The organism is Priestia sp. D51 (assembly GCF_053345675.1).
Window position 1 is genome coordinate 104,881 of record NZ_JBLTIR010000003.1, and the last position, 25,103, is coordinate 129,983.

Annotated in this window: 31 protein-coding genes; 16 read left to right on the forward strand and 15 right to left on the reverse strand. The window is 37.5% G+C overall.

Going from position 1 to position 25,103, the window contains the following annotated elements; translation table 11 throughout:
• Positions 1-29 precede the first annotated feature (29 nt).
• Positions 30-1,847, forward strand: coding sequence for an oligoendopeptidase F (gene pepF, locus ACNHOZ_RS12465; protein WP_338705229.1), 1,818 nt, complete (start codon positions 30-32; stop codon positions 1,845-1,847).
• 506 nt (positions 1,848-2,353) lie between these two features.
• Here the strand turns inward: pepF and ACNHOZ_RS12470 are convergent.
• From ACNHOZ_RS12470 to ACNHOZ_RS12485, 4 genes are all read right to left on the reverse strand, one after another.
• Positions 2,354-3,205 carry a ClpXP adapter SpxH family protein gene (locus ACNHOZ_RS12470; RefSeq protein ID WP_028412354.1) on the reverse strand — a complete coding sequence of 284 codons (852 nt, stop codon included), beginning with the start codon at positions 3,203-3,205 and terminating at the stop codon, positions 2,354-2,356.
• 26 nt (positions 3,206-3,231) lie between these two features.
• A complete protein-coding gene (locus ACNHOZ_RS12475; RefSeq protein ID WP_013055433.1) occupies positions 3,232-3,642 on the reverse strand; it encodes a globin domain-containing protein in 411 nt (136 codons plus the stop codon).
• A gap of 286 nt (positions 3,643-3,928) precedes the next feature.
• The gene (locus tag ACNHOZ_RS12480; RefSeq protein WP_447697137.1) at positions 3,929-4,618 is read right to left on the reverse strand and encodes a lytic transglycosylase domain-containing protein; all 690 of its coding nucleotides are present in this window, start codon (positions 4,616-4,618) and stop codon (positions 3,929-3,931) included.
• A 4-nt stretch (positions 4,619-4,622) separates the two neighbouring features.
• A complete protein-coding gene (locus ACNHOZ_RS12485) occupies positions 4,623-5,213 on the reverse strand; it encodes a CYTH domain-containing protein (protein ID WP_165635470.1) in 591 nt (196 codons plus the stop codon).
• A 216-nt stretch (positions 5,214-5,429) separates the two neighbouring features.
• Between ACNHOZ_RS12485 and ACNHOZ_RS12490 the strand changes: the two genes are divergently transcribed.
• The 4 genes from ACNHOZ_RS12490 to ACNHOZ_RS12505 all read left to right on the forward strand — a co-directional run bounded on the left by ACNHOZ_RS12490 (position 5,430) and on the right by ACNHOZ_RS12505 (position 8,246).
• Positions 5,430-5,816 carry a UPF0738 family protein gene (locus ACNHOZ_RS12490; protein WP_014461567.1) on the forward strand — a complete coding sequence of 129 codons (387 nt, stop codon included), beginning with the start codon at positions 5,430-5,432 and terminating at the stop codon, positions 5,814-5,816.
• A gap of 27 nt (positions 5,817-5,843) precedes the next feature.
• A complete protein-coding gene (locus tag ACNHOZ_RS12495; RefSeq protein WP_014461566.1) occupies positions 5,844-6,479 on the forward strand; it encodes a GTP pyrophosphokinase in 636 nt (211 codons plus the stop codon).
• Positions 6,480-6,540: 61 nt separating this feature from the next.
• On the forward strand, positions 6,541-7,338 hold the full coding sequence (locus ACNHOZ_RS12500; protein ID WP_025749877.1) for an NAD kinase: 798 nt from the start codon (positions 6,541-6,543) through the stop codon (positions 7,336-7,338).
• 14 nt (positions 7,339-7,352) lie between these two features.
• Positions 7,353-8,246: an RluA family pseudouridine synthase gene (locus tag ACNHOZ_RS12505; RefSeq protein ID WP_028412351.1), complete on the forward strand. Its 894-nt coding sequence runs from the start codon at positions 7,353-7,355 to the stop codon at positions 8,244-8,246.
• 33 nt (positions 8,247-8,279) lie between these two features.
• On the opposite strand, the gene prpE is transcribed toward ACNHOZ_RS12505, so the two are convergent.
• Entirely contained in the window at positions 8,280-9,020 is a 741-nt protein-coding gene (gene prpE, locus ACNHOZ_RS12510) for a bis(5'-nucleosyl)-tetraphosphatase PrpE (protein ID WP_098625764.1), read from the reverse strand.
• A gap of 177 nt (positions 9,021-9,197) precedes the next feature.
• Here prpE and mgtE point away from each other — a divergent pair, with 177 nt between their 5' ends.
• The 5 genes from mgtE (at position 9,198) to ACNHOZ_RS12535 (ending at position 14,037) form a co-directional block, all read left to right on the forward strand.
• A complete protein-coding gene (mgtE, locus tag ACNHOZ_RS12515) occupies positions 9,198-10,574 on the forward strand; it encodes a magnesium transporter (RefSeq protein WP_014461563.1) in 1,377 nt (458 codons plus the stop codon).
• Between the two features lie 158 nt (positions 10,575-10,732).
• Positions 10,733-12,592, forward strand: coding sequence for a monovalent cation:proton antiporter family protein (locus tag ACNHOZ_RS12520; protein ID WP_447697138.1), 1,860 nt, complete (start codon positions 10,733-10,735; stop codon positions 12,590-12,592).
• A gap of 170 nt (positions 12,593-12,762) precedes the next feature.
• Positions 12,763-12,897 carry a hypothetical protein gene (locus ACNHOZ_RS12525; RefSeq protein ID WP_447697139.1) on the forward strand — a complete coding sequence of 45 codons (135 nt, stop codon included), beginning with the start codon at positions 12,763-12,765 and terminating at the stop codon, positions 12,895-12,897.
• 214 nt (positions 12,898-13,111) lie between these two features.
• Positions 13,112-13,624 carry a CotO family spore coat protein gene (locus ACNHOZ_RS12530; protein ID WP_033578056.1) on the forward strand — a complete coding sequence of 171 codons (513 nt, stop codon included), beginning with the start codon at positions 13,112-13,114 and terminating at the stop codon, positions 13,622-13,624.
• Positions 13,625-13,701: 77 nt separating this feature from the next.
• A complete protein-coding gene (locus ACNHOZ_RS12535; protein ID WP_048022000.1) occupies positions 13,702-14,037 on the forward strand; it encodes a DUF1360 domain-containing protein in 336 nt (111 codons plus the stop codon).
• Between the two features lie 47 nt (positions 14,038-14,084).
• On the opposite strand, the gene ACNHOZ_RS12540 is transcribed toward ACNHOZ_RS12535, so the two are convergent.
• Entirely contained in the window at positions 14,085-14,918 is an 834-nt protein-coding gene (locus ACNHOZ_RS12540; RefSeq protein ID WP_033578058.1) for a hypothetical protein, read from the reverse strand.
• 139 nt (positions 14,919-15,057) lie between these two features.
• Entirely contained in the window at positions 15,058-15,795 is a 738-nt protein-coding gene (locus tag ACNHOZ_RS12545; protein WP_028412344.1) for a BMQ_0737 family morphogenetic spore coat protein, read from the reverse strand.
• A gap of 261 nt (positions 15,796-16,056) precedes the next feature.
• On the opposite strand from ACNHOZ_RS12545, the gene ACNHOZ_RS12550 reads away from it, so the two are divergent.
• The 5 genes from ACNHOZ_RS12550 (at position 16,057) to ACNHOZ_RS12570 (ending at position 17,523) form a co-directional block, all read left to right on the forward strand.
• Positions 16,057-16,443, forward strand: coding sequence for a hypothetical protein (locus ACNHOZ_RS12550; RefSeq protein ID WP_028412343.1), 387 nt, complete (start codon positions 16,057-16,059; stop codon positions 16,441-16,443).
• A gap of 67 nt (positions 16,444-16,510) precedes the next feature.
• The gene (locus tag ACNHOZ_RS12555) at positions 16,511-16,681 is read left to right on the forward strand and encodes a hypothetical protein (protein ID WP_014461556.1); all 171 of its coding nucleotides are present in this window, start codon (positions 16,511-16,513) and stop codon (positions 16,679-16,681) included.
• A 61-nt stretch (positions 16,682-16,742) separates the two neighbouring features.
• On the forward strand, positions 16,743-16,922 hold the full coding sequence (locus ACNHOZ_RS12560; RefSeq protein ID WP_014461555.1) for a hypothetical protein: 180 nt from the start codon (positions 16,743-16,745) through the stop codon (positions 16,920-16,922).
• An 87-nt stretch (positions 16,923-17,009) separates the two neighbouring features.
• The gene (locus ACNHOZ_RS12565; protein ID WP_013055448.1) at positions 17,010-17,132 is read left to right on the forward strand and encodes a YjcZ family sporulation protein; all 123 of its coding nucleotides are present in this window, start codon (positions 17,010-17,012) and stop codon (positions 17,130-17,132) included.
• A gap of 133 nt (positions 17,133-17,265) precedes the next feature.
• Positions 17,266-17,523 carry a stage VI sporulation protein F gene (locus ACNHOZ_RS12570; RefSeq protein WP_013055449.1) on the forward strand — a complete coding sequence of 86 codons (258 nt, stop codon included), beginning with the start codon at positions 17,266-17,268 and terminating at the stop codon, positions 17,521-17,523.
• 47 nt (positions 17,524-17,570) lie between these two features.
• On the opposite strand, the gene ACNHOZ_RS12575 is transcribed toward ACNHOZ_RS12570, so the two are convergent.
• Both ACNHOZ_RS12575 and ACNHOZ_RS12580 read right to left on the reverse strand, forming a co-directional pair.
• Positions 17,571-18,359: a M48 family metallopeptidase gene (locus tag ACNHOZ_RS12575; protein WP_028412342.1), complete on the reverse strand. Its 789-nt coding sequence runs from the start codon at positions 18,357-18,359 to the stop codon at positions 17,571-17,573.
• Between the two features lie 265 nt (positions 18,360-18,624).
• Entirely contained in the window at positions 18,625-20,943 is a 2,319-nt protein-coding gene (locus ACNHOZ_RS12580) for an ATP-dependent helicase (RefSeq protein WP_048022002.1), read from the reverse strand.
• A gap of 377 nt (positions 20,944-21,320) precedes the next feature.
• On the opposite strand from ACNHOZ_RS12580, the gene ACNHOZ_RS12585 reads away from it, so the two are divergent.
• On the forward strand, positions 21,321-21,572 hold the full coding sequence (locus tag ACNHOZ_RS12585) for a hypothetical protein (protein ID WP_033578061.1): 252 nt from the start codon (positions 21,321-21,323) through the stop codon (positions 21,570-21,572).
• Positions 21,573-21,647: 75 nt separating this feature from the next.
• Here the strand turns inward: ACNHOZ_RS12585 and ACNHOZ_RS12590 are convergent, their stop codons facing one another.
• From ACNHOZ_RS12590 to ACNHOZ_RS12615, 6 genes are all read right to left on the reverse strand, one after another.
• Positions 21,648-22,325 (reverse strand): DUF421 domain-containing protein, encoded by a 678-nt coding sequence (locus ACNHOZ_RS12590; RefSeq protein WP_028412339.1) that lies wholly within the window; start codon positions 22,323-22,325, stop codon positions 21,648-21,650.
• A gap of 89 nt (positions 22,326-22,414) precedes the next feature.
• The gene (locus ACNHOZ_RS12595) at positions 22,415-22,849 is read right to left on the reverse strand and encodes a GNAT family N-acetyltransferase (protein WP_048022004.1); all 435 of its coding nucleotides are present in this window, start codon (positions 22,847-22,849) and stop codon (positions 22,415-22,417) included.
• A 5-nt stretch (positions 22,850-22,854) separates the two neighbouring features.
• Complete coding sequence (locus ACNHOZ_RS12600) at positions 22,855-23,367, reverse strand: YjcG family protein (RefSeq protein WP_013055455.1); 513 nt, start codon at positions 23,365-23,367, stop codon at positions 22,855-22,857.
• An 82-nt stretch (positions 23,368-23,449) separates the two neighbouring features.
• The gene (locus ACNHOZ_RS12605) at positions 23,450-24,175 is read right to left on the reverse strand and encodes an alpha/beta hydrolase (RefSeq protein ID WP_048022007.1); all 726 of its coding nucleotides are present in this window, start codon (positions 24,173-24,175) and stop codon (positions 23,450-23,452) included.
• Positions 24,176-24,246: 71 nt separating this feature from the next.
• Positions 24,247-24,513 (reverse strand): hypothetical protein, encoded by a 267-nt coding sequence (locus tag ACNHOZ_RS12610; protein ID WP_080968680.1) that lies wholly within the window; start codon positions 24,511-24,513, stop codon positions 24,247-24,249.
• 94 nt (positions 24,514-24,607) lie between these two features.
• Positions 24,608-24,994: a hypothetical protein gene (locus ACNHOZ_RS12615; protein ID WP_048020037.1), complete on the reverse strand. Its 387-nt coding sequence runs from the start codon at positions 24,992-24,994 to the stop codon at positions 24,608-24,610.
• Between the last annotated feature and the right edge of the window lie 109 nt (positions 24,995-25,103).

Below are 25,103 nucleotides of genomic sequence, written 5' to 3' on the forward strand. Positions count from 1 at the left end.
GACAGGTAGAAAAAGATGGAGGGATGACCATGAGTGAACAATCAAAAGTAAAAAAGTTACCAAGTAGAAGCGAGATAAAAATAGAAGATACGTGGAAACTAGAGGATATTTTTGCTTCAGATGACGCATGGGAAAAAGAATTTGAAGAAGTAAAAGCTCTTATTCCAAAAATGGAAAAATTCAAAGGGAAACTTGGAGAGTCCGCTCAAACTTTATACGACGCTCTTCAAGAGCAAGATGAGCTCACAATGCGCGTTAGTAAACTTTATACATATGCTCATATGCGCTACGATCAAGATACCACTAATTCTTTTTATCAAGGATTAAATGATCGTATCAAAACACTTTATACTCAAATTGCAAGTGCACTATCTTATGTAACACCAGAAATTTTGTCTATTGAAGAATCAAAAATTAAACAATACATGGCGGAACATAAAGAGCTAAAGTTATATGCTCATGCATTAGATGAAATTACTCGCGAGCGTCCGCACATTTTATCAGAAAGCGAAGAAGCGCTTCTCGCTCAGGCTTCTGAAGTATTAGGATCTTCAAGCAACACGTTTGGAATGTTAAACAACGCGGACTTAGAATTTCCTTCTATTAAAGACGAAAATGGAGAAGAAGTAGAAATTACGCACGGACGATATATTCGTTTTTTAGAAAGCAGCGATCGCCGCGTACGAGAAGAAGCGTTTAAAGCGGTGTACGAAACGTACGGTAAGTTTAAAAATACGTTTGCAAGTACATTAAGCGGCACGGTGAAGAAAGATAATTTTAGCGCCCGCGTTCGTCACTATAATTCAGCTCGTCACTCAGCTCTTAGCACAAATAATATCCCAGAAGAAGTATACGATAACTTAGTTAAAACAGTGAACGATAATTTGCATTTATTGCATCGATATATTGATTTACGTAAGAAAGTATTGGGAATTGAAGAGCTTCATATGTATGATCTCTATACGCCTTTAGTAAAAGACGTAAAAATGGAAGTAACGTATGAAGAAGCAAAAGATTATATTTTAAAAGGTCTGAAACCACTAGGTGAAGACTACCTTAATGTGTTAAAAGAAGGATTTGAAAATCGTTGGGTAGATGTTCATGAGAACAAAGGCAAGCGAAGCGGTGCTTATTCTTCAGGAACGTACGGCACCAATCCTTATATCTTAATGAACTGGCAGGATAATGTAAATAACTTGTTTACACTAGCCCATGAATTTGGCCATTCTGTACACAGTTATTACACAAGAAAAACGCAGCCATATCCTTATGGAGATTATTCAATCTTTGTGGCAGAAGTAGCTTCCACGTGTAATGAAGCGCTTCTAAACGATTATTTACTAAAAACGATTGATGATGAAAAGCAGCGTTTGTACTTGCTTAACCATTATTTAGAAGGGTTTCGCGGTACGGTATTCCGTCAAACGATGTTTGCTGAATTTGAGCACGATGTGCACGTGCGTGCTCAAAACGGAGAGCCGCTTACACCTGAATTATTAACAAAATTATATTATGACTTAAATAAAAAATATTTTGGAGACAACTTAGTAATTGACGAAGAGATTGGGTTAGAATGGGCTCGTATTCCGCATTTCTACTACAATTACTACGTTTATCAATATGCTACAGGATTCAGTGCAGCAGCGGCATTAAGCAAGCAAATCCTTGAAGAAGGAGATGCAGCTGTTGAGCGCTATGTAGGTTTCTTAAAGTCAGGAAGCTCTGATTATCCAATTGAAGTGTTGAAAAAAGCAGGAGTGGACATGACAACATCTCAGCCTATCGAAGAAGCGCTAGCCGTATTTGAAGAGAAATTAACGGAAATGGAACGTTTATTAAATCAATAAAAATTAAAATGAAGCAGGAGCTGTATCCTGCTTCATTTTTTAAATCCCCGAAATTTGTTGTGATTGTTAAGCAATGTAAAAATAATAAGAATAGCTAAAAATAAGAGAGGGCCTGCGATAATGAGAGGAACAAGCTGCATAAGAGATAAAATATAGAATAAAAAAGAAAACAAAAGAATCACAACCCCTAGAGTAATTCCAGCAATTTTCATAGTTAACACCTCTATTAAAAGCATAATTGGTTGTACTATATGAGTGAATCTGGCTGTTTATGAAGTTTTTTTATAAAAAAGTGAATAAAATTGAAAAAAGGGGTTGCCAAAAGTCGACATAATTTGCTATAGTATTAATCGTGAAGTTTATCACAAAACAAACATATACCCCTTTGTTTGACCGTGAAAAATTTCTCCCATCCCCTTGTTGTCTTAAGACAAACGAAAAGACTTGGCGAAAGCCAAGTCTTTTTTGTGTAGTTGATGCTTAGGATAAGCATCAACATTTAATAATTAACAGCTCTTTTCAGTACTTCTCCAAAAGGTTCCATATTTGACAGGAACTCTTTCAACAACCTGCTGAAGCTGAAGTTTTTTCAATTCTTTTTCAGCCTCTTCTAATGATAAACCATACACAACTGCAACTTCTTTTGAAGCAACAAATTGAAAATAGCTTAAAAATGAACGAAGAGGCGGAAGACAAGCTGGATCTGGGTCAATTTCTAACATCTCTTTAATGATGTGTACATATGTTTCGTACGAATAGTATCCTGATATCTTAATGCCTTCTTCTTCAACTTTTTCGTTAAAGAACACAAGAGTTGGAATCTCATCGACATCCATTTCCGATGTGATTTTTAAATCACATTGAAAAGCCTTCGCAGCGTAATCTGAATGCAAATCTTTTACAAATTCATTAACATCTAGCCCCACATGTTTTGCACATTGTATTAAGACAGATTCTTCTGTAACATTTTGTTTTTCTAAAAATACTACTTCTTGAAGTCTTCTCAAAAAGCGAATGCCCTGTTTCTTTCCTTGCAGCCCGGCCGCTTTAATTGCAATTGATGCAGCGTAAGGAGTATCGATGGGGTTTTCAAGCCACAGGTTGCCGTCACATGACATGCCGGAGCGGCTTCCAGTTTTCTCCCACGATTTTGCAATATGTTCAAATCTCTGCTGTGCTCCAATATTTAATTGCTGCAAGTTTCCGCCAAGCACATGCTTGAGGGATAACAGCTGACCATATTCTATTTGTAACTTCTTTAGAATAGGCTCGAGTGCCCAGCACTCTGGACAAAGAGGGTCAACAAATACATAGATTTCAAGCGGTTTTTTATTTGAACCTTGACAAAGCTGATGCAAGGATGGGTATTGGCTGTTTAGATTACTCAATGTGAAAATCCTTTCTCATCTGTCTGTTCCGGTGAATTAATCATGTGTTGGGCAGTTAAAATAAGACGATGATAAAGTTCATCTCTCTCAGGGCCTTCTAAATTAATTTCGTCCATTGCTTCATGCATACACGTCAGCCAGGCTTTGGCTCTTGACGGTGTAATTTCAAAAGGAAGATGCCTAGCTCTCAGCATAGGGTGACCATGCTCTTCAGTGTATAGCGAAGGCCCTCCTAAATATTGTGTCAGAAATTGCTTTTGCTTTCGTGCTGTTTCTGTTAAATCATCAGGAAAAATTGGCGCGAGCTCAGGATGTTGTCCAACGCGTGTATAAAAAGCATCAACAAGTTTTGAAATCGTATGTTCACCGCCTAATAATTCGTAAGGGGAGTGGATTTTTTCTCTCATGTTGATAACTCCTTTGTTATAAGAAATATACGTCTTAACTCTTTGGTGTTTTTTACTTTCCTTAATTTTAGCAGTGTCATTTCGTTAACTCAAACTATCCGCTTACTTCTTCTACTGGAAAAGAGATAAAGTGGAATTTTACATAAGAAAAGTCTATGATGCTGTGGCGAATCACTTAGTATGAGAAACAAAGGAATCCTTTCACAAACGTTTCCTTCTATTTATATAGTGTAACCTCGACAAACTACAGTCATTCCATGGTCGAGTCGCGAATGATTGGACTCTTTTACACGAGATAAGAAGACATAATTTTATTTACATATTTTTGCGTTTCTTGAAAAGGAGGTACTCCGCCGTATTTATCGACATTACCTGGTCCAGCATTGTAGGCTGCCAACGCTAATTTCACGTTTCCGTCGTATTTATCTAACATTTGTCGAAGATATTTGGCTCCTCCAAATACATTTTGCTTGGAGTCATACGGATCTTCTACACCAAGAGCTTTAGCGGTTGCTGGCATTAGCTGCATAAGCCCAGCCGCTCCGACAGAACTTTTGGCAGAGGGATTAAAATTTGACTCTTGTTTAATAACAGAACGAATAAGTTTAGGATCCAGCTGGTAGCGTGCAGCTGCTTCATTAATTATCGTTTGTACATCCTGAGAACTGGCCTTTGCCGTTTCGTTTTTTTGTGCAGGTAAGGCAGCAGTTGAAGCGGCTGCCTTATCTGAAGAAGAAACAGATGGCTGGGGTTGCGTTTGAACCGCTGTAGCTGGAAACATGTGCGCTACCTGCAAGTAAAGGTTGGTACTCATTTGAGGCTCTTGATTGACGTAGTCTTGAAAAAGCTGAGCAAATACAGAGAGTAAAGTTGTACCAAGCATCACGTTAGCTGTTGGCAGCTGGTTGTTAACTGAAAATGGCTGAGTTCCAGGAAATTGAACGGAAGACATGTAATGGTTAATATTCATGCTCATGAATTTATTCTCCATCCATTAACGTATACTTTCGCTTGTAAAACCGTCGAATTTTGTTTTCCGTTGGTTTCTTTTTAATATCAAGCTCCGTAAGCAATTGCTCAAAATATTTGGCTCCTTCATTGGCATCGGTTACTTCGTATTCGAGTTCATAGTCCTCAGCACCTAGATAAAAGCTATGATCGAGTACAAGTAACCCGTTCTTATATGGAATTTCTGCTCGACTTGTACGCAAAGTGCCAAAATAAGTTAGCGAATGGCTATCGACTTGTAAATCAGTAATAAGCTGTTGAATCGTTGACGGAATCTTGGCGCTGCCATCTAGCAATTCTTTAGCTTGTTCATTTGTTAATGCTTCATGTGTTTCTAAAAGGCCCTCTTGATGAGGCTGTTTTAGCGTGAGAACGGATTTATTTTTTTTGCTTCGAATTCGCAGGGCAGCTCCGCAGTCTTTCAATGAGAAAGCAGGTGTATCAAAATAGTGGTTTTCTTGAGCAATAAACTGATCTTCAGTTAATTGAAAGTGTGAGCGGAGACGATCAAACTCTTCTTTCGTTACTATATTTTTAAATTCAATTTCAATTTCTTGTTTCAATGAAATCATCCTTTTAATTTAGGTCTTTTGGTAAGGCACTTTCCATCTTAATTTATCACACTTTTTGAGACAGTAAAACTACATTTCCTAACAGGAATATCCATATGGGGAACTTGGAAAATGAAGAAATACGGATTGTTTAGGTTTTACCTTTATTAAACGTTCCTGGAATGTGTTAAAATAGTAACGAATTGTATAGTTGGAAGGAGTTTATTTATGCACAATCGAATTGACATCACTACCTGTGTGATGAAATCAAATGAATTACATTTAAAAGCAGACCCTATTGAGACGGAAATTGAACAATTGGAAGATACAAAACAAATGCTTGTTGACTCAGATAACATGTCATTTGTATATGTTGTAGATATTAATGATCAATTTATGTATGTTGGCCTTAGTGATAATATTTGGGCGAATTTAAAGCACGTCTTACATAAAGATATGAAAGTATTTTTAGAAATTAATAAGGAAGTAATTGAGCTATCAGCCGTTAAAGAAGAGCTGTCTTATCTCATCAGTAACATCGAAGGAAATGTGAATTATGGAGACGAGATGGTAGCAAGAGTAGAGGAAGTTTTTTTAGATAAAGAAAATAAGTAACAGAGAGAAAAAAGGGGGGTGTTATTAATGATCAGGCATTGGGATTTATTTTTAGCACCGTATAAACAAGCCGTTGAAGAACTTAAGGTGAAATTAAAAGGAATTCGTTCACAGTATGATATGAAGTCTACGCATTCACCTATTGAATTCGTGACGGGACGAGTAAAGCCTATCGCCAGTATTTTGGATAAAGCGACTCGAAAAGGAATTTCTCTCGATCGCTTAGAGGAAGAGATGCAGGACATTGCAGGACTCCGTATGATGTGTCAATTTACGGACGATATTAAAGCGGTCGTAGAGCTCCTTCGTCAGCGCACAGACTTTGAATTGATTGAAGAAAGAGATTATATTCTTCATAAAAAAGAAAGCGGCTATCGTTCATATCATGTGGTCGTATGTTATCCTGTTCAGACAATTAAAGGTGAAAAGAAAATTTTAGTGGAAATTCAAATTCGTACACTGGCTATGAATTTTTGGGCTACAATTGAGCATTCTTTAAATTATAAGTACAGCGGGAAATTCCCTGAGAATATCAAAAAGCGACTTCAGCGTGCTTCTGAAGCGGCTACTCAGCTCGATGAAGAAATGTCTCAAATACGAGGTGAGATTCAAGAAGCCCAGGCTATTTTCTCACGAAAAAAAGAATCGGCGGAAGAATCTTAGGTATGACTCAGCAACAGCTTTGTACACTGGATGGATAGGGGGAGAGAATTAGGTGGAGAAAATAAAATTTGCTATTACATCAAAAGGCAACCAAATATCAAATACGCTTATGCAAAAAATGAAAACGTATTTATTAGATTTTCATTTAGAATATGATGAAAACCAGCCTGATATTGTAGTGTCAGTAGGGGGGGATGGAACGCTTCTCTACGCGTTTCACCGCTATCGAAACCGACTTGACAAGACGGCTTTTATTGGGGTTCATACCGGTCATTTAGGCTTTTACGCAGATTGGACACCTGATGAGATTGAGAAGCTGGTGATTGCTATTGCAAAGACACCCTATCAGACTGTAGAGTATCCACTGCTCGAAGTGATTATCCGCTATACGAACGGTGGACGCGAAGCTCGATATTTAGCTCTGAATGAATGTACGGTGAAAAGTGTAGAAGGCTCTTTAGTAATGGATGTGGAAATTAAAGGGCAGCGATTTGAGACATTCCGAGGAGACGGCCTTTGCGTATCCACTCCCTCGGGAAGTACAGCTTATAACAAATCCCTTGGAGGCGCGATTTTACATCCTTCGCTTCAAGCTATTCAAATTGCTGAAATGGCTTCTATTAACAATCGAGTGTTCCGTACGATAGGTTCTCCATTGGTTCTTCCTGGACATCATACAGCGCTGTTAAAGCCTGTTAACGACGCAGACTTTCAAATTACCATTGATCATTTAACTCTTTTACATAAAGATGTAAAGTCGATTCAATTTCGGGTAGCAAGCGAAAAAATTCGATTTGCTCGCTTTCGCGCGTTTCCTTTCTGGCAGCGTGTCAGAGACTCTTTTGTATGTGATGATTAAAGGCAGGGAAGAGAATGAAACAAGTTTTTACGTTGAGTTGGACCGTAGATCATTCTTTCGAGGGTGTAGCGGTTCGTGAATTTTTAAAAGAACATGATATTTCCAAAGCTTCGCTGACGGACATTAAGTTCAGAGGAGGAGCGATTGAAGTAAATGGAAAGCATGCAACGGTTCGATATATTCTGCAAAAAGGTGACGAAATCAAGGTAGCGTTTCCACCAGAAAAAGCAAGTGAAAGTCTTCTTCCTAAAGCTATACCTTTGGATATTGTATACGAAGATGAGTATATATTAGTTTTGAATAAGCAGCCAAACATGCCAAGTATACCTTCTCGAGAACATCTAACGTGGTCACTAAGTAATGCTGTGCTCTATTATTATGAGAAAAATAACATTAACTCGACTGTTCATCTTGTGAACAGGTTAGACCGAGACACATCTGGGCTGCTTATTGTCGCTAAGCATAGGCACGTTCATTACTTATTCTCTAAAGCACAAAAAGAGCATGAAATTAAACGCGTGTACCGAGCTTTTGTTCATGGTAAGCTTGTTGGCAAGGAAACGATAGAGGCACCGATTGGCCGAAAAGAGTCAAGTATCATCGAACGGGAAGTAAGAGAAGATGGGCAGTTTGCTATTACACACTATACGGCGCTTCGTCCGTATTCTTCTTTTACAGAAGTTGCTCTTTCGCTTGAGACGGGGAGAACTCACCAAATTCGTGTTCATATGGCTTATAAAGGATATCCACTGCTTGGAGATACCCTATACGGCGGAACGAATCATCTTATTTCTCGTCAAGCTCTCCACAGCTATGAGCTCACTTTTTTTCATCCTTTTTTACAAAAAACGTTGTCTTTTACAGCACCTTTGCCGCCAGATATGCAGAAACTTCAAATCGTAAGATAAAAGTCGCTTTTTAAATGAAAAGCGACTTTCTTTTTACACGAAGTGATTAAATTTTTCCTCTACATAAGGCATAGATGAAGGCACCGATATAATATTCCCTTCAGGATACTGAAACGCCGTTAAAGCCCCTCCAAAAACTGCGCCCGTATCAATATTAATGGTATTATGAATTTTTCTGGCTTTTACTACGGGTGTATGCCCATACACGATAAAAGGTTTTCCGTTATAATGTTGGGCCCAATCCCGTCGGACAGGCATACCGTTTAGATGTTTTTCACCCGTAATGTCTCCGTATAGCACAAAGGTTTTAACTTTTTTATCCGTTCTGCCGATGTATTCAGCTTTAAGGCCGGCGTGAGCAATAATTAATTGATTTTGATCAAGCTGCACATATAGAGGTGATTGCTCATAAAGCTCGATAAACTTTTTTTTAATGAATTTCTGTTCTCTTGAAGGCAAGGCTTCGTACTCAGCAACGGTCGTTTCTAACCCATGAGTAATTTGCACTTTGTTACCGCAAAAGAAGCGATATAGCTTATTACAGTGATTGCCTGGACAGTAGTAAGCTTGCTGATGCTTGATTACAAGTGACCATACGAGCTCAATCACTTTTAGTGAATGAGGTCCTCGGTCTGTTAAATCACCTACAAATCCAAGGCGCCGTCCGTCAGAGTGGACAGGAATCCCGTCTTGCCACTCATACCCAAGTTTTTCTGTTAACGCTTTTAATTCATCATAGCATCCATGGATATCGCCTATTATATCTACTTTCATCTTTTATCCACATCCTTAAAAGGTTTTTCCTTTGACGATATAAAATTACCCTTATATGGAGCAAACTATGTGTAGAACTTATATATTATTGGGAAAAGAGTAAAGAGCTATGAGTTGAAAAAAAACAAAATTCATCATACAGTTAAATGAGTTTTGTGCGACAGGGAGGTTGAAGACATGACAGATTCAATTGAAAAAGAAGAAAAAGCATGGTTCGCCGAACATTTATTATCACTTCTAGAAAAAAATGAAATCGATGCATTTCGTGAAGAATTTTTACATATGCATACGTATGACCAAGCTCAATTTTTTGAAGAATTAGATGAGCCTTCTAGGTTTGCGCTGTACGAGATGTTATCTCCGGAAGAAATGGCGGATATCTTTGAAAATGTAGAGATACGAGAAGAAGATTATCAAGAAATTCTCTCAGAAATGCATCCCAATTTTGCAGCAGACATGCTGTCGGAAATGTCGGCGGATGATGCCGTTGACGTATTAAATGAATTGGATAAAGAACAAGTGGCGAGCTATTTAACGATTATGGATGAAGAAGCAGCCGATGAAATTAAAGAGCTGCTTCATTACGAGGAATATACCGCTGGAAGTATTATGACGACTGAGTTTGTGGCCATTCGTGAAAATCAAACCGTACATTCAGCTATGCACATTCTACGCAGGGAAGCTCCAGAAGCGGAAACGATTTATTATGTATTTGTTATTGATGAACAAAAGCATCTAGCAGGTGTTATTTCTCTTCGTGATTTAATTATAGCAGATGAAGATACGATGATAAGCGAAGTTATGAATGAACGAGTTGTATCCGTGTCAGTAGCAGAAGACCAAGAAGAAGTTGCGCGCATTATGCGCGATTACAACTTTCTTGCGCTTCCAGTTGTTGATTTTCAGCAGCATCTTCTAGGGATTATTACGGTTGATGATGTGATGGATGTTCTTGATGAAGAGGCATCGGATGACTATTCTAAATTAGCCGGTATTAGTGATGTAGATGATACGATTGACCACAATCCCTTAGTAGCGGCCAAAAAGAGGCTGCCTTGGCTGATCATTTTGCTGTTTTTAGGAATGATGACAGCGAGTTTAATTGGACGTTTTGAAGATACGTTGAATCAAGTAGCTATTTTAGCTGTATTTATACCTTTAATTGGCGGTATGGCTGGTAATACAGGAACACAGGCACTAGCCGTTGCGGTTCGCGGACTGGCGACGGGAGAAATCGAAGAAGAAAGCAAATTTAAGCTGTTAATCCGAGAAGCAGCTACCGGAATGATTACGGGCGCATCATGTGGACTTTTAGTTGTATTAATTGTTTATATTTGGCAGGGAGATCTGATTTTAGGCGCTTTGGTAGGCGTCTCTGTATTTTCAACATTGATTGTGGCTACACTAGCAGGAGCGTTTATCCCGCTTCTCATGCACAGATTCAAAATTGACCCTGCAGTCGCATCAGGACCATTTATTACAACGATCAATGATCTTATCAGTATTTTAATTTACTTCGGTCTAGCCACAACATTTATGAGTTATTTAAAATAATGAAGGGACTTTGGAATTCGACATGAGTAATCATGTCGGATTTTCATTATCAGTTCATATAGTTGACAGAGAACCTTCAAGCTTTTATGATTAACCTTTAATTTTGAATACTAACGTCTTCGTTTTATAAATAGCGAAGGTAAAAGGAGGGGAATCTAATGGAACAGCACGCGTCCTTTACATCACTTGTTATCGTCATTAGTTTGGCCTTTTTAACGCCTATACTGTTGCATCGGTTTAAACTCAACATTATACCTGTAGTCGTAGCTGAAATTATTATGGGATTAATTATAGGGAAAAGTGGTTTTGACCTTGTGGAGCAGGATATGTGGCTTGAAACACTTTCCACTTTAGGCTTTATCTTTTTGATGTTTTTAAGTGGTTTGGAAATTGATTTTTCTGCTTTTGCTGGAGGAAATTCAAAAGACAAAAAGGCATCAGGAGCGAAGGTGCCAAATGCTTTTTCCATTTCTATACTAGTGTTTGCAGCTATCTTTGCGGTTTCACTATTTTTGTCCTATGTTTTTGTATGGACCAATTTTATTGATAATGCCTTTTTGATGACGCTTATTATTTCTACCATTTCACTAGGAGTAGTAGTGCCGACTTTAAAAGATGCACAGATTATGAAAAAGCCAATTGGACAAACCATTTTATTGATTGCGGTTATTGCGGACTTAGTCACGATGATTTTACTAGCCGTATTTGCTTCCGTCTATGATAAATCAGGAAATAGCAATACATGGTTGATTTTAATTTTATTTGGAGTAGGAGTGATTTTATACTTCATAGGGAAGCAGTTTAAAAACCGATCGTTTCTTGAGACAATGTCTAAAGGTACAATTCAAATCGACACGCGCGCCGTATTTGCACTCATTATCATTCTAGTGGGCCTTTCGGAGTCAATTGGTGTTGAAAACATTTTAGGCGCTTTTTTAGCGGGATCACTCGTTTCTCTTCTTGCGCCTAATAAAAACTTAGTTCATAAATTAGATTCGTTTGGCTACGGTTTTTTAATTCCTATCTTTTTTGTGATGGTAGGAGTGAAGCTTGACGTTTGGTCATTGTTCAGTGATAAAAAAGTGCTGATTTTAATGCCTTTATTATTCATTGCATTATTAATATCCAAGCTAGTTCCAGCGTTAATCTTAAGAAAATGGTATGATATGAAAACTGTTTTGGCATCGGGTTTTCTTTTAACATCGACTTTATCACTCGTTATTGCGGCAGCAACGGTTGGTGAAAATATTGGTGTGATTGATTCCCAAATGTCCGGTGCGCTGATTTTGGTGGCGATTATTACATGTATTATTACACCTATTATCTTTAGAAAGCTGTTTCCAAAGCCAGAAATCAGTGATAGAAAGCTGAAGGTTAATATGCTTGGTGCAAATCAATTTACACTCCCGGTTATTCGAGAAATGGATCTTGATTTATATGATGTGACGATTTATCATCCTACTCAGGACAAAATTGAAAACCGTACGTCGGATTCCATTTTTAATATCGTCGACATCGATGGATATAGTAAGGAAACGTTAAGAAGTATGGGGATTTTAGATGGGGATGTATTAGTTGTAACAACAGGGGAAGAAGAAAGAAATAGCGACATTGCTCTATTTGCAAAAGAGTATGGTACAGAACGGGTTATTGCCCGCGTAGAAAGTCCTGTCTTAGATGAAAAGATGAAAGAAAATAACATTGAAGTTTTTTCTGTGCTGTTATCTACAACAGCATTGCTAAAAGCTTTAATCGAATCGCCAAATATTTTAAATATCTTAACGAATCAAGAAACAGCACTTTATCAAATTAATATGCGTAACCCTAAATACGAGGGGGTAGAGCTTCGTAAGTTCCCGTTTACAGGAGATGTGATTTTTGTTCGAATCTTCAGAGGTAAAGATTCTATTGTACCTCATGGCGATACAGAGCTTGAATTTGATGATCGTTTGATTGTAACGGGGTCTCGTTCGTATGTGAATGAATTGCGTATGCTTCTTGAGTATAAAATTAGATAAAGGTATTTAGATGGATTTAGTTTTCTACCTGATTGAATGAGAGGAAGAGACTGAGACAAAAGTATTTTAGCTCAAGTGAAAAACGAACCACTGATCAACATGTTTGATTAGTGGTTCGTTTTTTTTGTTGTTTTGAAAATAAGTTTCATCTGTTTAGCTCTTTCTAGCAGTTGATTGGAGGGCAAGACGAAGACTCCTGCGGGAAAAGCGGAACAGATGAGACCCCGCAGGAGTGCAAGCGACGAGGAGGATCATTGGCCGCCCGCGGAAAGCGAAGTCTTGCACGGAAATCAACGGCGGTGTAACAAGCGGTCAGCTCATGTATCCTATTTATGCGTCTTTAGATTGAATTAATTTAGTTATATCTCAACTTCTTTTGTGGTATTTTCCTAAATTATATAAAAAAGTATAGTGCTGCTTTTATTTCTAAAAAGGCTACTGCAAAAAAATAAACAAGTTTTTCCGTGTGCAAGCATACATTTTTAAAAGAACGATAACAAGCAATTGGAGGTATGCTTCATGACTAACTCAAAATCTAAGTCAGAAGAAAATGAGCCGCTAATGTACATTGTCCAGCCAAACGCTACGCAAAACCAGCGTTCTATGCAATATTATTTTAGTTCAAAACAGCAAGACAATAAAGGAATAGAGAAAGAGCACGTGTTAAAAGAAGAGCCCAGCTTTTCTTCTATTCAAGAAGTCAAAGAGCCTGACGTAGAAAAAGTGGAAGAGATTAAGAATGAAAAAAAGGAAGAGCGTTCAATTGTTCCCGTGGATATACCGCAATCAGAGAATAAAAAGCCAAATAAAATGTTTCAGTCTATGACGATTAAAGAAAAAGTTGAATTTCTATGCAGCTTCCCGCCTCATATGTCTCAGCCAATTTGTGAAATTACGTGCCAAAATCAAAAATATATAGGAACAATTTTAGAATTAAAAGAAGGAAGTTTATACGTAAGCGTTCCTCCTAATAAAGAGAAAACAGTATTGACATTTCATGATATTCAAACCATATCTATCGTTAAAATTTAAGTAATTTTAAAAGCTAACAGTGAAAAAGCACGTTAGCTTTTATTTTCATAAGTTTGTGAATGTACGGAGGAATGAAGATGACATGGATTTATCTAACGCTATTTATCTTTGCAACGTTTCGACTTACTCGTCTAATTGTTTTTGATAAAATTACGGCTTTTATTCGGAAGCCGTTTCACAAAATTGTAGAAGATCAAGATGAACAAGGAAATACGGTAACGTACCTGGAGATAAAAGGGAAGGGGCTGCAAAGGTGGATTGGAGAACTGCTCAGCTGCTATTGGTGTACAGGCATATGGTGTGCAGTAGGAATTTATTTTAGTTATGTAGCGGTCCCGCACATTGCTATTCCTGTTATTACAATCTTAGCTATTGCAGGGTGTGCAGGAATTATAGAATCTTTTATGAAATAAATGGACGAGTTAAAAGACATATTGATCGTCAATATGTCTTTTAATGATTAAGGGAAATTTAGCACAACTTTATTTAAAAAAGGAATACCTTCCTGCCACTCTTCACTATAGAAAAAGCCTTCTAGGATAAATGAAGTTGTATCAGTGGAGAGAGGAATGACTACTTGAAAAGAGTCAAATAGTAATTTGCCTTTGGGCTTTAATACTGTTTGCTTAATGGGTTTAATCCAATATTCACCGTCATTTTGAATTTTTTCGTTCCATTTTGGATGAGCGTAGCGCCATTCTAAAGAAGAAGAGGGGACACTAGAAGCTTCAATATCTTTTTCATCAATGATCTTCCCGCTTAACATAGCAGAAGCAGTAGGCTTCATTTTTAAGCAAAGTGTTGGAGAGTATAAAGTACTGCTCGTTTGATTTTGAATAATTACGTTGCCGAACATCATCAGCTCGCTTTCATCTTGTTCTGGCAGCAGTATGGAATGTTGGAAGAAACAGAGGATATCGCTTTTTTCGAACCTTTCTATGGGTTTTTCTACAATCTTTTCAATTACTTTCTCCACGATTTTTTCTTCAATAACGGGCTGTTTCCTTGAAGCTTTTTCTCGAAACGCTTCGGCAATAATTTTTTGTTCGGAAAGCTCGTTTCTCAGTAAATCCAGTTCTTTTTCTAATTCTTCAATTTCTACTTCTTTTTCAGATGTAGAAAGCGTCTCAGCGTGTTTCTTTTTCCAAAACGATGTATTTTCTTTTTCTCGCTCTAAAGCTCGTTCATAGCTTTTCAGTTGGTTTTGCACGTTTCGAATTTCTGATTTATAGTGTATGAGCTTTTGTTTTAATTGAGTTAGATCATCTTTAGGGGAAGGGGAGTTACGACTCATCTAGTAGTCTCCTTTCCTGCTGAGCTATAAATTAATCTGGTCGTTAGAGCTGCCCATAGCAGTTTTATTTATATGTATGCAGAAAGCGCGTAAAGGATGAAAAAAGAGGAGAAATATTCTCCTCTGGCTTTTTATCTTGTTAATCAAATTCGTGATGGTCGAAGCCTGACTCTACATCGTCTCCATCAAAATCATCGTGATGTGGTCTTCCAGGGAAAATAGCATCACATTGAGGTGGATATTCAATAGGTGAGCAGCTGCTTGTAGAAATGATTTCAGGGCGAGGGTAGCAGAAGCTTCCTTCTACTTCAACTTTAACATCTTTTTCAATTTGAACACTTAGGCATAACATAAGATCAAAGCTTAATTGCTGTAAGTGACAATCTGATAATCTGAGAGAACCGTCAGTTCCTTCAAAAGATTCAAGGTGGACAACAGGTTCTGTTCCTTCCGGGGCGCATAAATAGAATGTTTGATGTATTTTCCAAGGAATAACGCTAGATTCAACCTCATCGTGTTTGTGATGTCCATTCAATTCAATTAACTTAACTCGGTAAAAGCCGCTAATTGATAATTTTACTTCATGAAGAACGACAACTTCTCCATCTGGTAACACAATTTTTTTAGGTCTGCGACCACCGTGCGGCACAAGCTCAATCACGTTATCAAGTGCGTCTTCATCTGAAGGATCTACAGGGTGACCTTCACTATCTGTTAAAACAATTTCCACTTCTACGTCATGGCCTAAATCTTTAAGTGCTTCTTCTTCAAATAATGAAGTGTCGTTCGTAAAGATTTGTGGTAAAACAACTTGACGTCTAACCCAGTCGTACACTTTAGGTACGCGGATACATAATGATTCAAAAAGTTCTGCCATTTTTAAACCTCCTAATTTTAATTGTCCTTCCTTTACGCTTTTCGTTACTAGGTATCGGACTACTATAGTGTATGAATGACCTGCTTTTATGTTCCTTAGTAAAAGCGGAATTTATCGGAATAAATCCTAGTTGGAGCGAGCATAAAAAATGAAGGAAATAATAAACTCAATTACAGCATATTCATGTTAATAAAAAGTGTTATTCATCTTTAACTGATTTTTTAGAAGCTGTGGGTTATTTATAATGGAGGAGTGAAGGGCATGAGCGAGGAAAAAACAAAACAATATATTGCTTCATTGAAGTCGGAGTTGGCTTTTTATAAAGAAGAATATCAAAAATTCAAGCACCAAGAATTTGAATATGAAGATATGAAGGAAGAGTTATTGGAATTACAGCAAAAGCATGAAGAAGAAAAAAAGAAGCTAGAGGAAAAAATAGATTGGCTTAAAGCATGCGTCAATGAACAAAAATCAAAAACCGAACAGTCTATTGTACAGTACAATCATCAAGCTCAAGGGACAATTCAAGAACTGCAAAATCGGCTGCGTGAAGTGACAGAGCAAAAGGGAGGAGAAAGACCGAGAGTGAGGAAACAAAAAAACAGCACGGATTTATTTTTGTCCCTGCAGCGCAAAATGGACAAATAAGATAGAACGTCTTTCTTTAGTCCTGAATATAATGTTATAGATAGGATGCTGTGAAAAGGAGGGAAACATGATGTATTATAATTATAATCCTAATCAATACCCTCAGCCCCTGCCTTATCATCCACAACCAATGACAAAACAATCGGTGAAGAAAGGGCATGCCATTCCTAAGCCAGTCCAGTACCCTTCTCCAAAACAAGGTGGTTGCGGCTGCGGTTCAAAGTTACCAAAGCGATAAGCAATAGAAGCATTGTCACTCGGACAATGCTTTTTTACATGGAGTGGAGAGAGGTGTAGAGATGCCAGATTTTTTTGATGAATTTGAACGGTTTTTTGAACAGCATATGATGGGAGAACATCGAAAGAGAATGAAAGAAGTAGAAAAAGCAGAAAATCAGATGGAACAGCAAGAGAGGAAACTGCAGCAAAATGTAAAAAGACTTGATGAGCAAGATGCTGAAGATCCGTTTGGACAATGAAATTTAATGTACACAGTTGAAAAGCCCATACAAAATCATATTATTGAACATACAGTATAGAGAGTAAAACAGAGGGGGTGTAATATTATGGGCTGCGGATTTGGCTACGGTGGTTGTGGTTACGGTGGTGGCTACGGCGGTGGTTTTGCGTTAATCGTTGTATTATTCATTCTATTAATTATTGTTGGTTGTGTTTGTTTTTACAATTAATCCCTTCTATGAATAAGGCACCGAAAAGTGCGGGTGAAGTTTCACTCGCACTTTATTTTTTTATTAAATGTAAAGGGCACCATCTAGGCACATGGTGCATACGATGAAGTATAAATAAAGGAGGTCATGCAAAATGGATAATAATATGTTTAAAAATATAGAAAAGAAAACAGGCGTTAATATGAAGGATATTTTTGAACTTGCGAATTCTGTACAAAATGCTAATTTTAAAGATGAGCAAACGGTGCGTAATATTGTGAAGCGAGTAGCACAAATTGCGAATAAGCCAATTTCAAAACAAAAAGAAGAACAAATTGTTAAGGCGATTGCAAACAATAATCAATCCATTGATTTTGCGACCATCGCTAAAATGCTAAATGAGAAAAAATAATTTAATATTTTTATATAAAGCCCTGAGGTGTCAGGGCTTTTTTCCATTTAGGCAATTTCATTTGTTTGAAATGCGTTAGAATCAAGATCAAACAGTTCGGGATGCTGTGCTAAGTAATTAATTTCTTTAATACGATGAGCGATAGGAGGGTGAGTTGAAGTAGCTTGATTCAACCACATAAAAAAACCTTTTTCCTGTGAGTGCGTATGAACAAATTCTTCCTGATTTACTTTTTTATTTAGACAATGACCAACCGCAAGTATAGTTAGTGCTTGAGTGGCAGCTTTTGCATCACCAATCGCAACGGAAGCTATGCGATCACATGTATATTCACAGGCCCTAGAGTAAGCTTTTCCTAAAAAAGGAACCCAAAGAGCAGGTAGAATAAGTGAGTGGTAGAGTGTGTGCTTACGTTTGATATGAACTAATTCGTGGGCAATGATAAAAGAAAGTTCTTTTTCTTGATTATCTTCAATCATTTCAACAATGTCGGAGTATAAAACGACAAAGTGACGTCCAAAAAAACGTGTAGCAAACGCGTTTAATAAGCCGCCTGATTGAACAATATAAATATCGGGCAGCTCTAAATCCAGCTCTGAAGATAAATGTTTTGCCTGATGATAAGTGTGCGGGAACTGCTTCTCTGTCAATCTAACTCCATTATTGCGAATTTGAGCAATAGAGAAACCGTGTAGCATAAATGTAATGAAAAAACCGATTGCAATGTAGAGAATGCCGACGAGTGAAATAATTAAAAACAAATAGGTTAATAAGCTGATAACCATACACAAAATGAAAAAAATCTTTTCATTTTCATGAATAAGCTTTGCGTTCAATAATGGAACCTCCTAAAATATAGTAATGCAGTACATAACGTAGTGTAACGCATCTACTTATGAATATCTACCTCTTAGTGGAATGTTTGGTTAATAATAGAGGTTGAAACATAGCGAAATCAATCCAATCAACAGCTAGAAGCAACTAAATATATTAACTCTACATGTACATGACAATAAAAAGTACGAACGGTTAATCAATAATTTTGATTAACCGTTCGTACTTCAATTTGACTAAAATACTTTTGTCCCAGCCTTTTTTGCTTTATACTTTTTTTATAAAAGACTTCAGAAATCTTGAAGGATAAGCGGTTTTACCTCTTCTAGTTTGCGGAACAGATAAGTAAAGTGAATTCTGTGCACGCGTCATGGCTACATATAAAAGGCGGCGTTCTTCTTGAAGCGGCACATCATCTCCGCCTCGATAAGCTTCGAGTGCATAATCATGAGGCAATCCTCCGTCTACGCTGCTCAGTACGTATACATGCTTATATTCAAGACCCTTTGCTCGGTGAATGGTGGTTAGCTGAATACTTTCATTAAATTGCTTGCTTAAAGCTTTCATCTCTGTGTTCATGGCAATCATATGATCCACATGCTCTAACAGTTCAGGTACGGTTTTGAATTTACGTGCTACAACTTTTAAATCCCGCACGTCATCCGAACCTTTTTCCATCATATTTCCTTCATTTCCGCGTTTTTTGACAAAATCATCGAATCCCATATCTTTAGAAATCGTCTCAAGTGCCAAAGAAGGAGACATTGATTTTAGCGACTTGAATAAAGGAATTACTTTCTTGAGCTTTTTTTGCTGAAACGGTTTTAAATCTTGAAGATATTCAAGCGCATCAATAAATGTACCGTCATGAAGAATACTTGCTGCTTTTAAGTCATTGACTGCTGTTTTCTTTAAAAAGAGTGCGTTCACTAAATCTTGTAGCGAACTTGCGTCATTTGGATTCACGCTCAAGCGTAGAAATGAAAGTAAACTTCGAACCATTCTTCTTTTATAAAACGAATCCGCATCTTGTTCGATTGAAAATGGCAGGTTTGACTGCGATAAACGTTCAAAGATGGCGCGTGAAGAAGCGTGAGTTCGGTACAAGACCGCGAAGTCAGTTGGAGAAGCTCCTTGCTTAATCTTTTCTTTCATATCCGTTACAATCATTGTTGCTTCTTCTTCTTCGTCGTATGGAAAGAAGAAGGTAGGTCTCAACTCATTATCAAACTGGGCAGCCATTTCTTTTTGTCGGCGCGCTGTATTTCGTGCAATCACTTTATTAGCGGAAGAAACGATGGCGTGAGCTGAACGATAATTTTGGTTTAACGTAATAACAGTTGTATGAGCAAAATCTTTTTCAAAGTTTAAGATGAACGAAGGGTCGCTTCCGCGGAAAGCGTAAATTGATTGATCATCATCTCCTACGACACACAAGTTTTTAGAGTCTTCACTTAGCATTTTCATAATTTTATATTGAACTTTATTGATATCTTGAAATTCGTCAATTAAAAAATAGCGAAATCTTTTTTGATAACGAGTTAGCAAATCGGGATTTTGTTTTAGCATTTCATAACATCCATACAGCATGTCATCAAAATCGAATAGCTGTTTTTGCTTTTTGACTTCTTCATAGCGACGATATAAAAAGTGCACATCTTGTTCCCATTTGTCTTTTGGGCGAACATCTTTCACGCCAACAAGCGTGTTTTTCCAATAGCCGATTTGCTGAAGTGCCTGGTCAAACGGGAAATCTTTTTCATCCACGTGGAGCTCTCTTGCTGCTTCTTTCACGATCTGTTCTTTTTGCCAATCCCATTTCAGCAGGCGATCCATTTGCCACGCTTGAGGGTTGTGATGAACAATCATACGTAAGAAAATGCTGTGAAAAGTTCCAACTAGCATTTGACGAAGATGTAAGCCGGACATCTTTGGATATGTAGCCAATCGTTCTTTCATTTCTTTAGCTGATTTAGCCGTGAAAGTCACCAGCATAATGGATTTTGGATCAATTTGTTTTTCTTGTATCATATATGCGGTGCGAGCTGTTAACACACGCGTTTTTCCGCTTCCTGCACCGGCTAGAATAAGAAGAGGTCCTTCTGAATGTGTAACAGCTTTCCATTGGTTCGAATCTAATTCAATACCGCTCTCTTTAAACTCATTTAAATAAGGAGAGTCAGAGTGTTTAGGAACAGGTGGTTTTGAGCGAAAAGCAGGAATACTTGAAAAAGGCGCGGAAGACCTCCATGTCGCTTTCTCTTTTACAGTTGAATTTTTCTCACCAATAGCTCGTCCTTTAGGAATACGAAATCCATTGGTTTCTCTGTATTCAGCCGGAGTTTCTTTTATTTGTTGTACAGCTGTTGTTTCTGATAGTGTGTCTGAACACTCTTCTCTTTCATGAGGAACTTGAGCATGATAAAAGTAAGGAGAATGTTCAATCCCCAGATATAATTTAACTGGTTCTCCGCAGTGAGCACATGTTATTTCTCCTCGGAGACTAGCTTCATATAAATATTGAAATCGGTCTCTAGCCGTTATAGCAAGATTAAGTATCTGTTTTTGATAAAGTGCACGTTGCAAAAAACATGGCCTCCTTTGTAAAACATGAACAATCAATAGTAAATAAGAGGGAGTTAAAGCAAGAAGCCGCTCTTGTTCTACATCGATATAGATGTGTATATACGCACAGTTTTTATTCTATAATCAAAGTCTATCATATCAAAATCATCTTTTTTTAAAAAGAGTACGGATATTTTTGGAGGGATACGATGTAAAAAAGGGTATATATTGAGTAAGAGATCACATATGTTCAAAAAAAGGCGGTATAGATACAAAGTGCTATCTGTTTTGAACAAGTCTAGAAGAGGGCGTAAGTGAGCTGTTTCAATGTCGATACTTCTTGCGAAAAATACTGAGGTCTGGGAGTAGAAGGTATCTTGAAAAAGAGGAGGGTTCATATGGGATATATACTGCCCGTCACACCTTATCAATCTATTCAATATGCAAATCGCCTTCAAAAAAATAATGCTTCTTTTTCAAATCGTATTTGGCCTGTCCAGAAAAAAAGCTTTGACGAAGAGTTTGAATCGCGTTCTCACTCATTGGAATTGACGCCAAGTTCCGTACAAAAGCGAAAAAAGCTTCAAGCAGCAGAGCGTGTATACAGCAAGCTAACAAATAAGGGCCTAGTGATTAATACACGGGTATAATAGAAAAAATCGTGAACGCAGCAGAATGAATGCGATCACGATTTTTAACAAAGCAATGAACAAGTAAAAAACACCTTAGTAAGATTCAATAAAAAGTGTACGGCCCTGCTGCCATTCAGCATAAAGCACCTGTTTATAATCGGTAAATCCCTGTTTTTTTAACTGTTTCTTTAGCCAGTCTTCATCAAAGCCTGACTGAATTAAGTTTTTCAAAAGCAAACGTCCATCACTGACGAAGGCGATAGATAAAACAGGTTCAGAAGGAGGCAGCTGCAGATCGCTTCTTGTTGGCTTAGCATAATCAGATTTTGGCAATACGCTTAGCGAGCCATCTGTTTCTAAAATCGCATATTCAACTTCACGAATGGAAAATATGTCTTTTGAACGCAGCATATGAAGAAGTTGATCGATATCTAATCGATTTTTGCTAAGTTCTTTGTACGAAATTTTCCCTTTTCGAATAATAATAGATGGCCGTCCTTCTAAAAACAAGCGCAGGCGAATATTTTTTTGAGTAATAACTTCGGTGACATAAATAAGCGCTCCCCAAAAGATAACAGCAAATAAAATTTTGCCTATGCCTACTTCTGAGTCATATAACGCATTTCCTACTAACTCTCCTAATACAAGAGCAGAGATAAAATCAAAAGTGGTAAGCTGAGTGATCGTCGCTCTGCCTAAAAATTTAGTTAAGATAAACAAGCAGATAAATCCAATAAAGAGTTCTAGTGCAATTCCGATAAGTTCATCCATATTTTCACCTAATTCACATGATTAGGTATTAGTATAAGCAAAGCAAAGGTTCTTATCCTTTAAAAAAGCAAAAACACCAGGTTCAATTCCTAGTGTTTTTTACTTAGTTTCTTTACCATCTCTACATGTGGAATTCCAGCATCCATAAATTCACCTGAAACCGTTACGTAGCCTAGCTTTTTATAAAATCCTTCCGCATGCGTTTGAGCATGCAGCTTAACCTTTTCAATCTCATGCTCTGCTGCGATCTCTTCTAACTTATCCATCAAAAGCTTTCCTACACCGTCTTTTCGATAAGAAGAAAGAACGCAGATTCGTTCAGCTTTTCCATAGTCCTCTACCATACGGAAGCGTCCTGCCCCAATTGGTGTAGTTCCTTTGTATACAACTAAATGCAGGGCTTCGGAATCGTATTCATCGATTTCTTGCTCTACATCAACCTGCTGTTCTTCTACAAATACTTTTTGACGTACGAAGTAAGCATCAGAAGGATCTTGTTTGTTCGTTAGTACTTTGATGTTCACGTATCTTATCCCTTTCCAAGACGAAATGTTTCAAACACAGTCCATGTTTCATTTTCAAGCTGGTACATTAAATGAAAGCGATCAACTGTTTCTTCATGAGCGACATCTACAAGCTTCAACTGGCTATACACATCTAAGTGCTCATCATCTGAAAGTCGTTGACCAATTGTAATATGTGGAATAAATGAATACTCAGTTGGCTGTTCGAGATTGCCTTCATGAAGTTTATTGTAAAGTGACGTCAGTTCTGGCTTTTGTTCCACTTTTAAGTAAATAACGTTATTGGCTGGTGAAAATGAGCTTACTTTCGTTACATTTAATGTAAATGGATTTGTTTCTTCGGCAATTTTACGCAAATTAGCCGCAATTTCATCAATTTGGTCTTCTGTAGCTTCAAAGACTTCTTTTAATGTAAGATGAGGCGGAATTAATGAATAGTGAGAATCATAGCGCTTTCGATAAGAATTCGCTACATCTTGCAATTTTTTAGATGGAAAAAGTACAACGCCAAATTTCATAAAAAATCCCTCCAAAGTAAGATCATAAAATATGTATAAAGCGAGCTTATTATAACAAATTTTCAAAAAATATGATATCTTTCTACTTCAACATATATTGAAGCGACCGCTTTACGTCTTTTTGCCAGTATTTCCACGTATGATTTCCATTAAATTCTTCGTAGAAAACAGAATATCCACGCTGCTTCATTTGTTCGTGCAACAGGCGGTTAGGCTCAATAAAGTTCAATATACCGTCTTGTGTTGTTTTGACATCCGTTTCTTCCGTTCCAATAACATGATACAAATCCAGAAGTGAAGGAGAAGAAAATGAGTTGACCGTTTGTAATACAGCATCGTTCACGAAAGGAGAATGCATAATTACTTTCCCGAACGTGTGAGGATACGCAATGGCCGTCAGCAGTGAAACTGTAGCAGCAAGCGAATCACCAATTAGAACACGAGATTTTCCCATTTGATATGTAGGATATGTTTTATCCAAAAATGGCACAAGTTCATGTGCTAAAAAGCGAATGTAAGCATCTACCTGCTTTCCTTCTGGATGATACTTATCGCGTCTGTCTTCCACGCTTTTATATGGAATTCCAACAAAAATAGTACGATCGATTTCTGACTCGTTCATTAAATCATCGATTAAACGAGGTGTACGTCCGTACATAACATAATCTTTTCCGTCTTGGGCGATAAGTAGAGAATACTTATAGAGCGTAGAATAGTTTGACGGCAAATAGACTAGTAACGTGACATCTTCTTGCAGTGCGTCACTATAAAAAGAAATTTCTTCTAACTTCCGCTTACTTTCTGACATGAATAATCGACTCCTATGCATTTGAATGAAAGCGTTACCTTTATTGTAACACATTTTCTGAAAATCGTTCTTTATTTTATTGTAACGAATTTTTTAGCGAATGACGAGAAAGAGGCATGCGTTGCTAAAAAAAGAGGTTGGGACGTAACGAAATGAATTTCATCCAAACATGAACAATCTGGATATATAATCTGGGCAGCTTGCTCGGCCGCAGTTGATTTCCGTGCAAGACTCCGCTTTCCGCGGGCGGCCGGTGAGCCTCCTCGTCGCTTGTGCTCCTGCGGGGTCTCACCTGTTCCGCTGTTTCCGAAGGAGTCTTCGACTTGCCCTCCAATCAACTGCTAGAAGGAATGAAACAGATAAAACCTGCGTCCACTTTAACAAAAAAACGAATCATCAATCAAACAGCTTGATTGATGATTCGTTTTTTTGTTAATCTAATTTTTTCATCTTTTTAAACATATCTTTTTCTGCTTGAGTGGCTTTTTTTAGCGGTTTTTTCGTATATTCCTCTTCTTTTTCATCAATCGAAACCAATTCTGTGTCATTTTTTACATAACTTCGGATATTGCGAGCACCGAAATAGCCGTTTACATCTTTCAAAATAGGCTTGTTTTCTTTTTGATCATAAAGAGTATATGAATTCTCTTCTTTAACGATAGCATAGTGATTTCCTGCGAGCAGAGCCACAGCTTCTTTTTCGCTTTTTCCAAAAGTAGACATGAGAAACAGAACGATTAAGATGATAAAGAAAAGGGCTGTTGCGCCAATGAAAAATAATAATAAGCCTCTGCTAAATTTACTTTGTTTTTCTTCCACAGTAGACAAACCTCCTGATTCGATAATTTTATTATAGCAAGTAAATGTAATGAGCGCCTAAAGAGATATGTGACGAGTTTATGAACTCAGGCGGATGAACAAAAAAGGT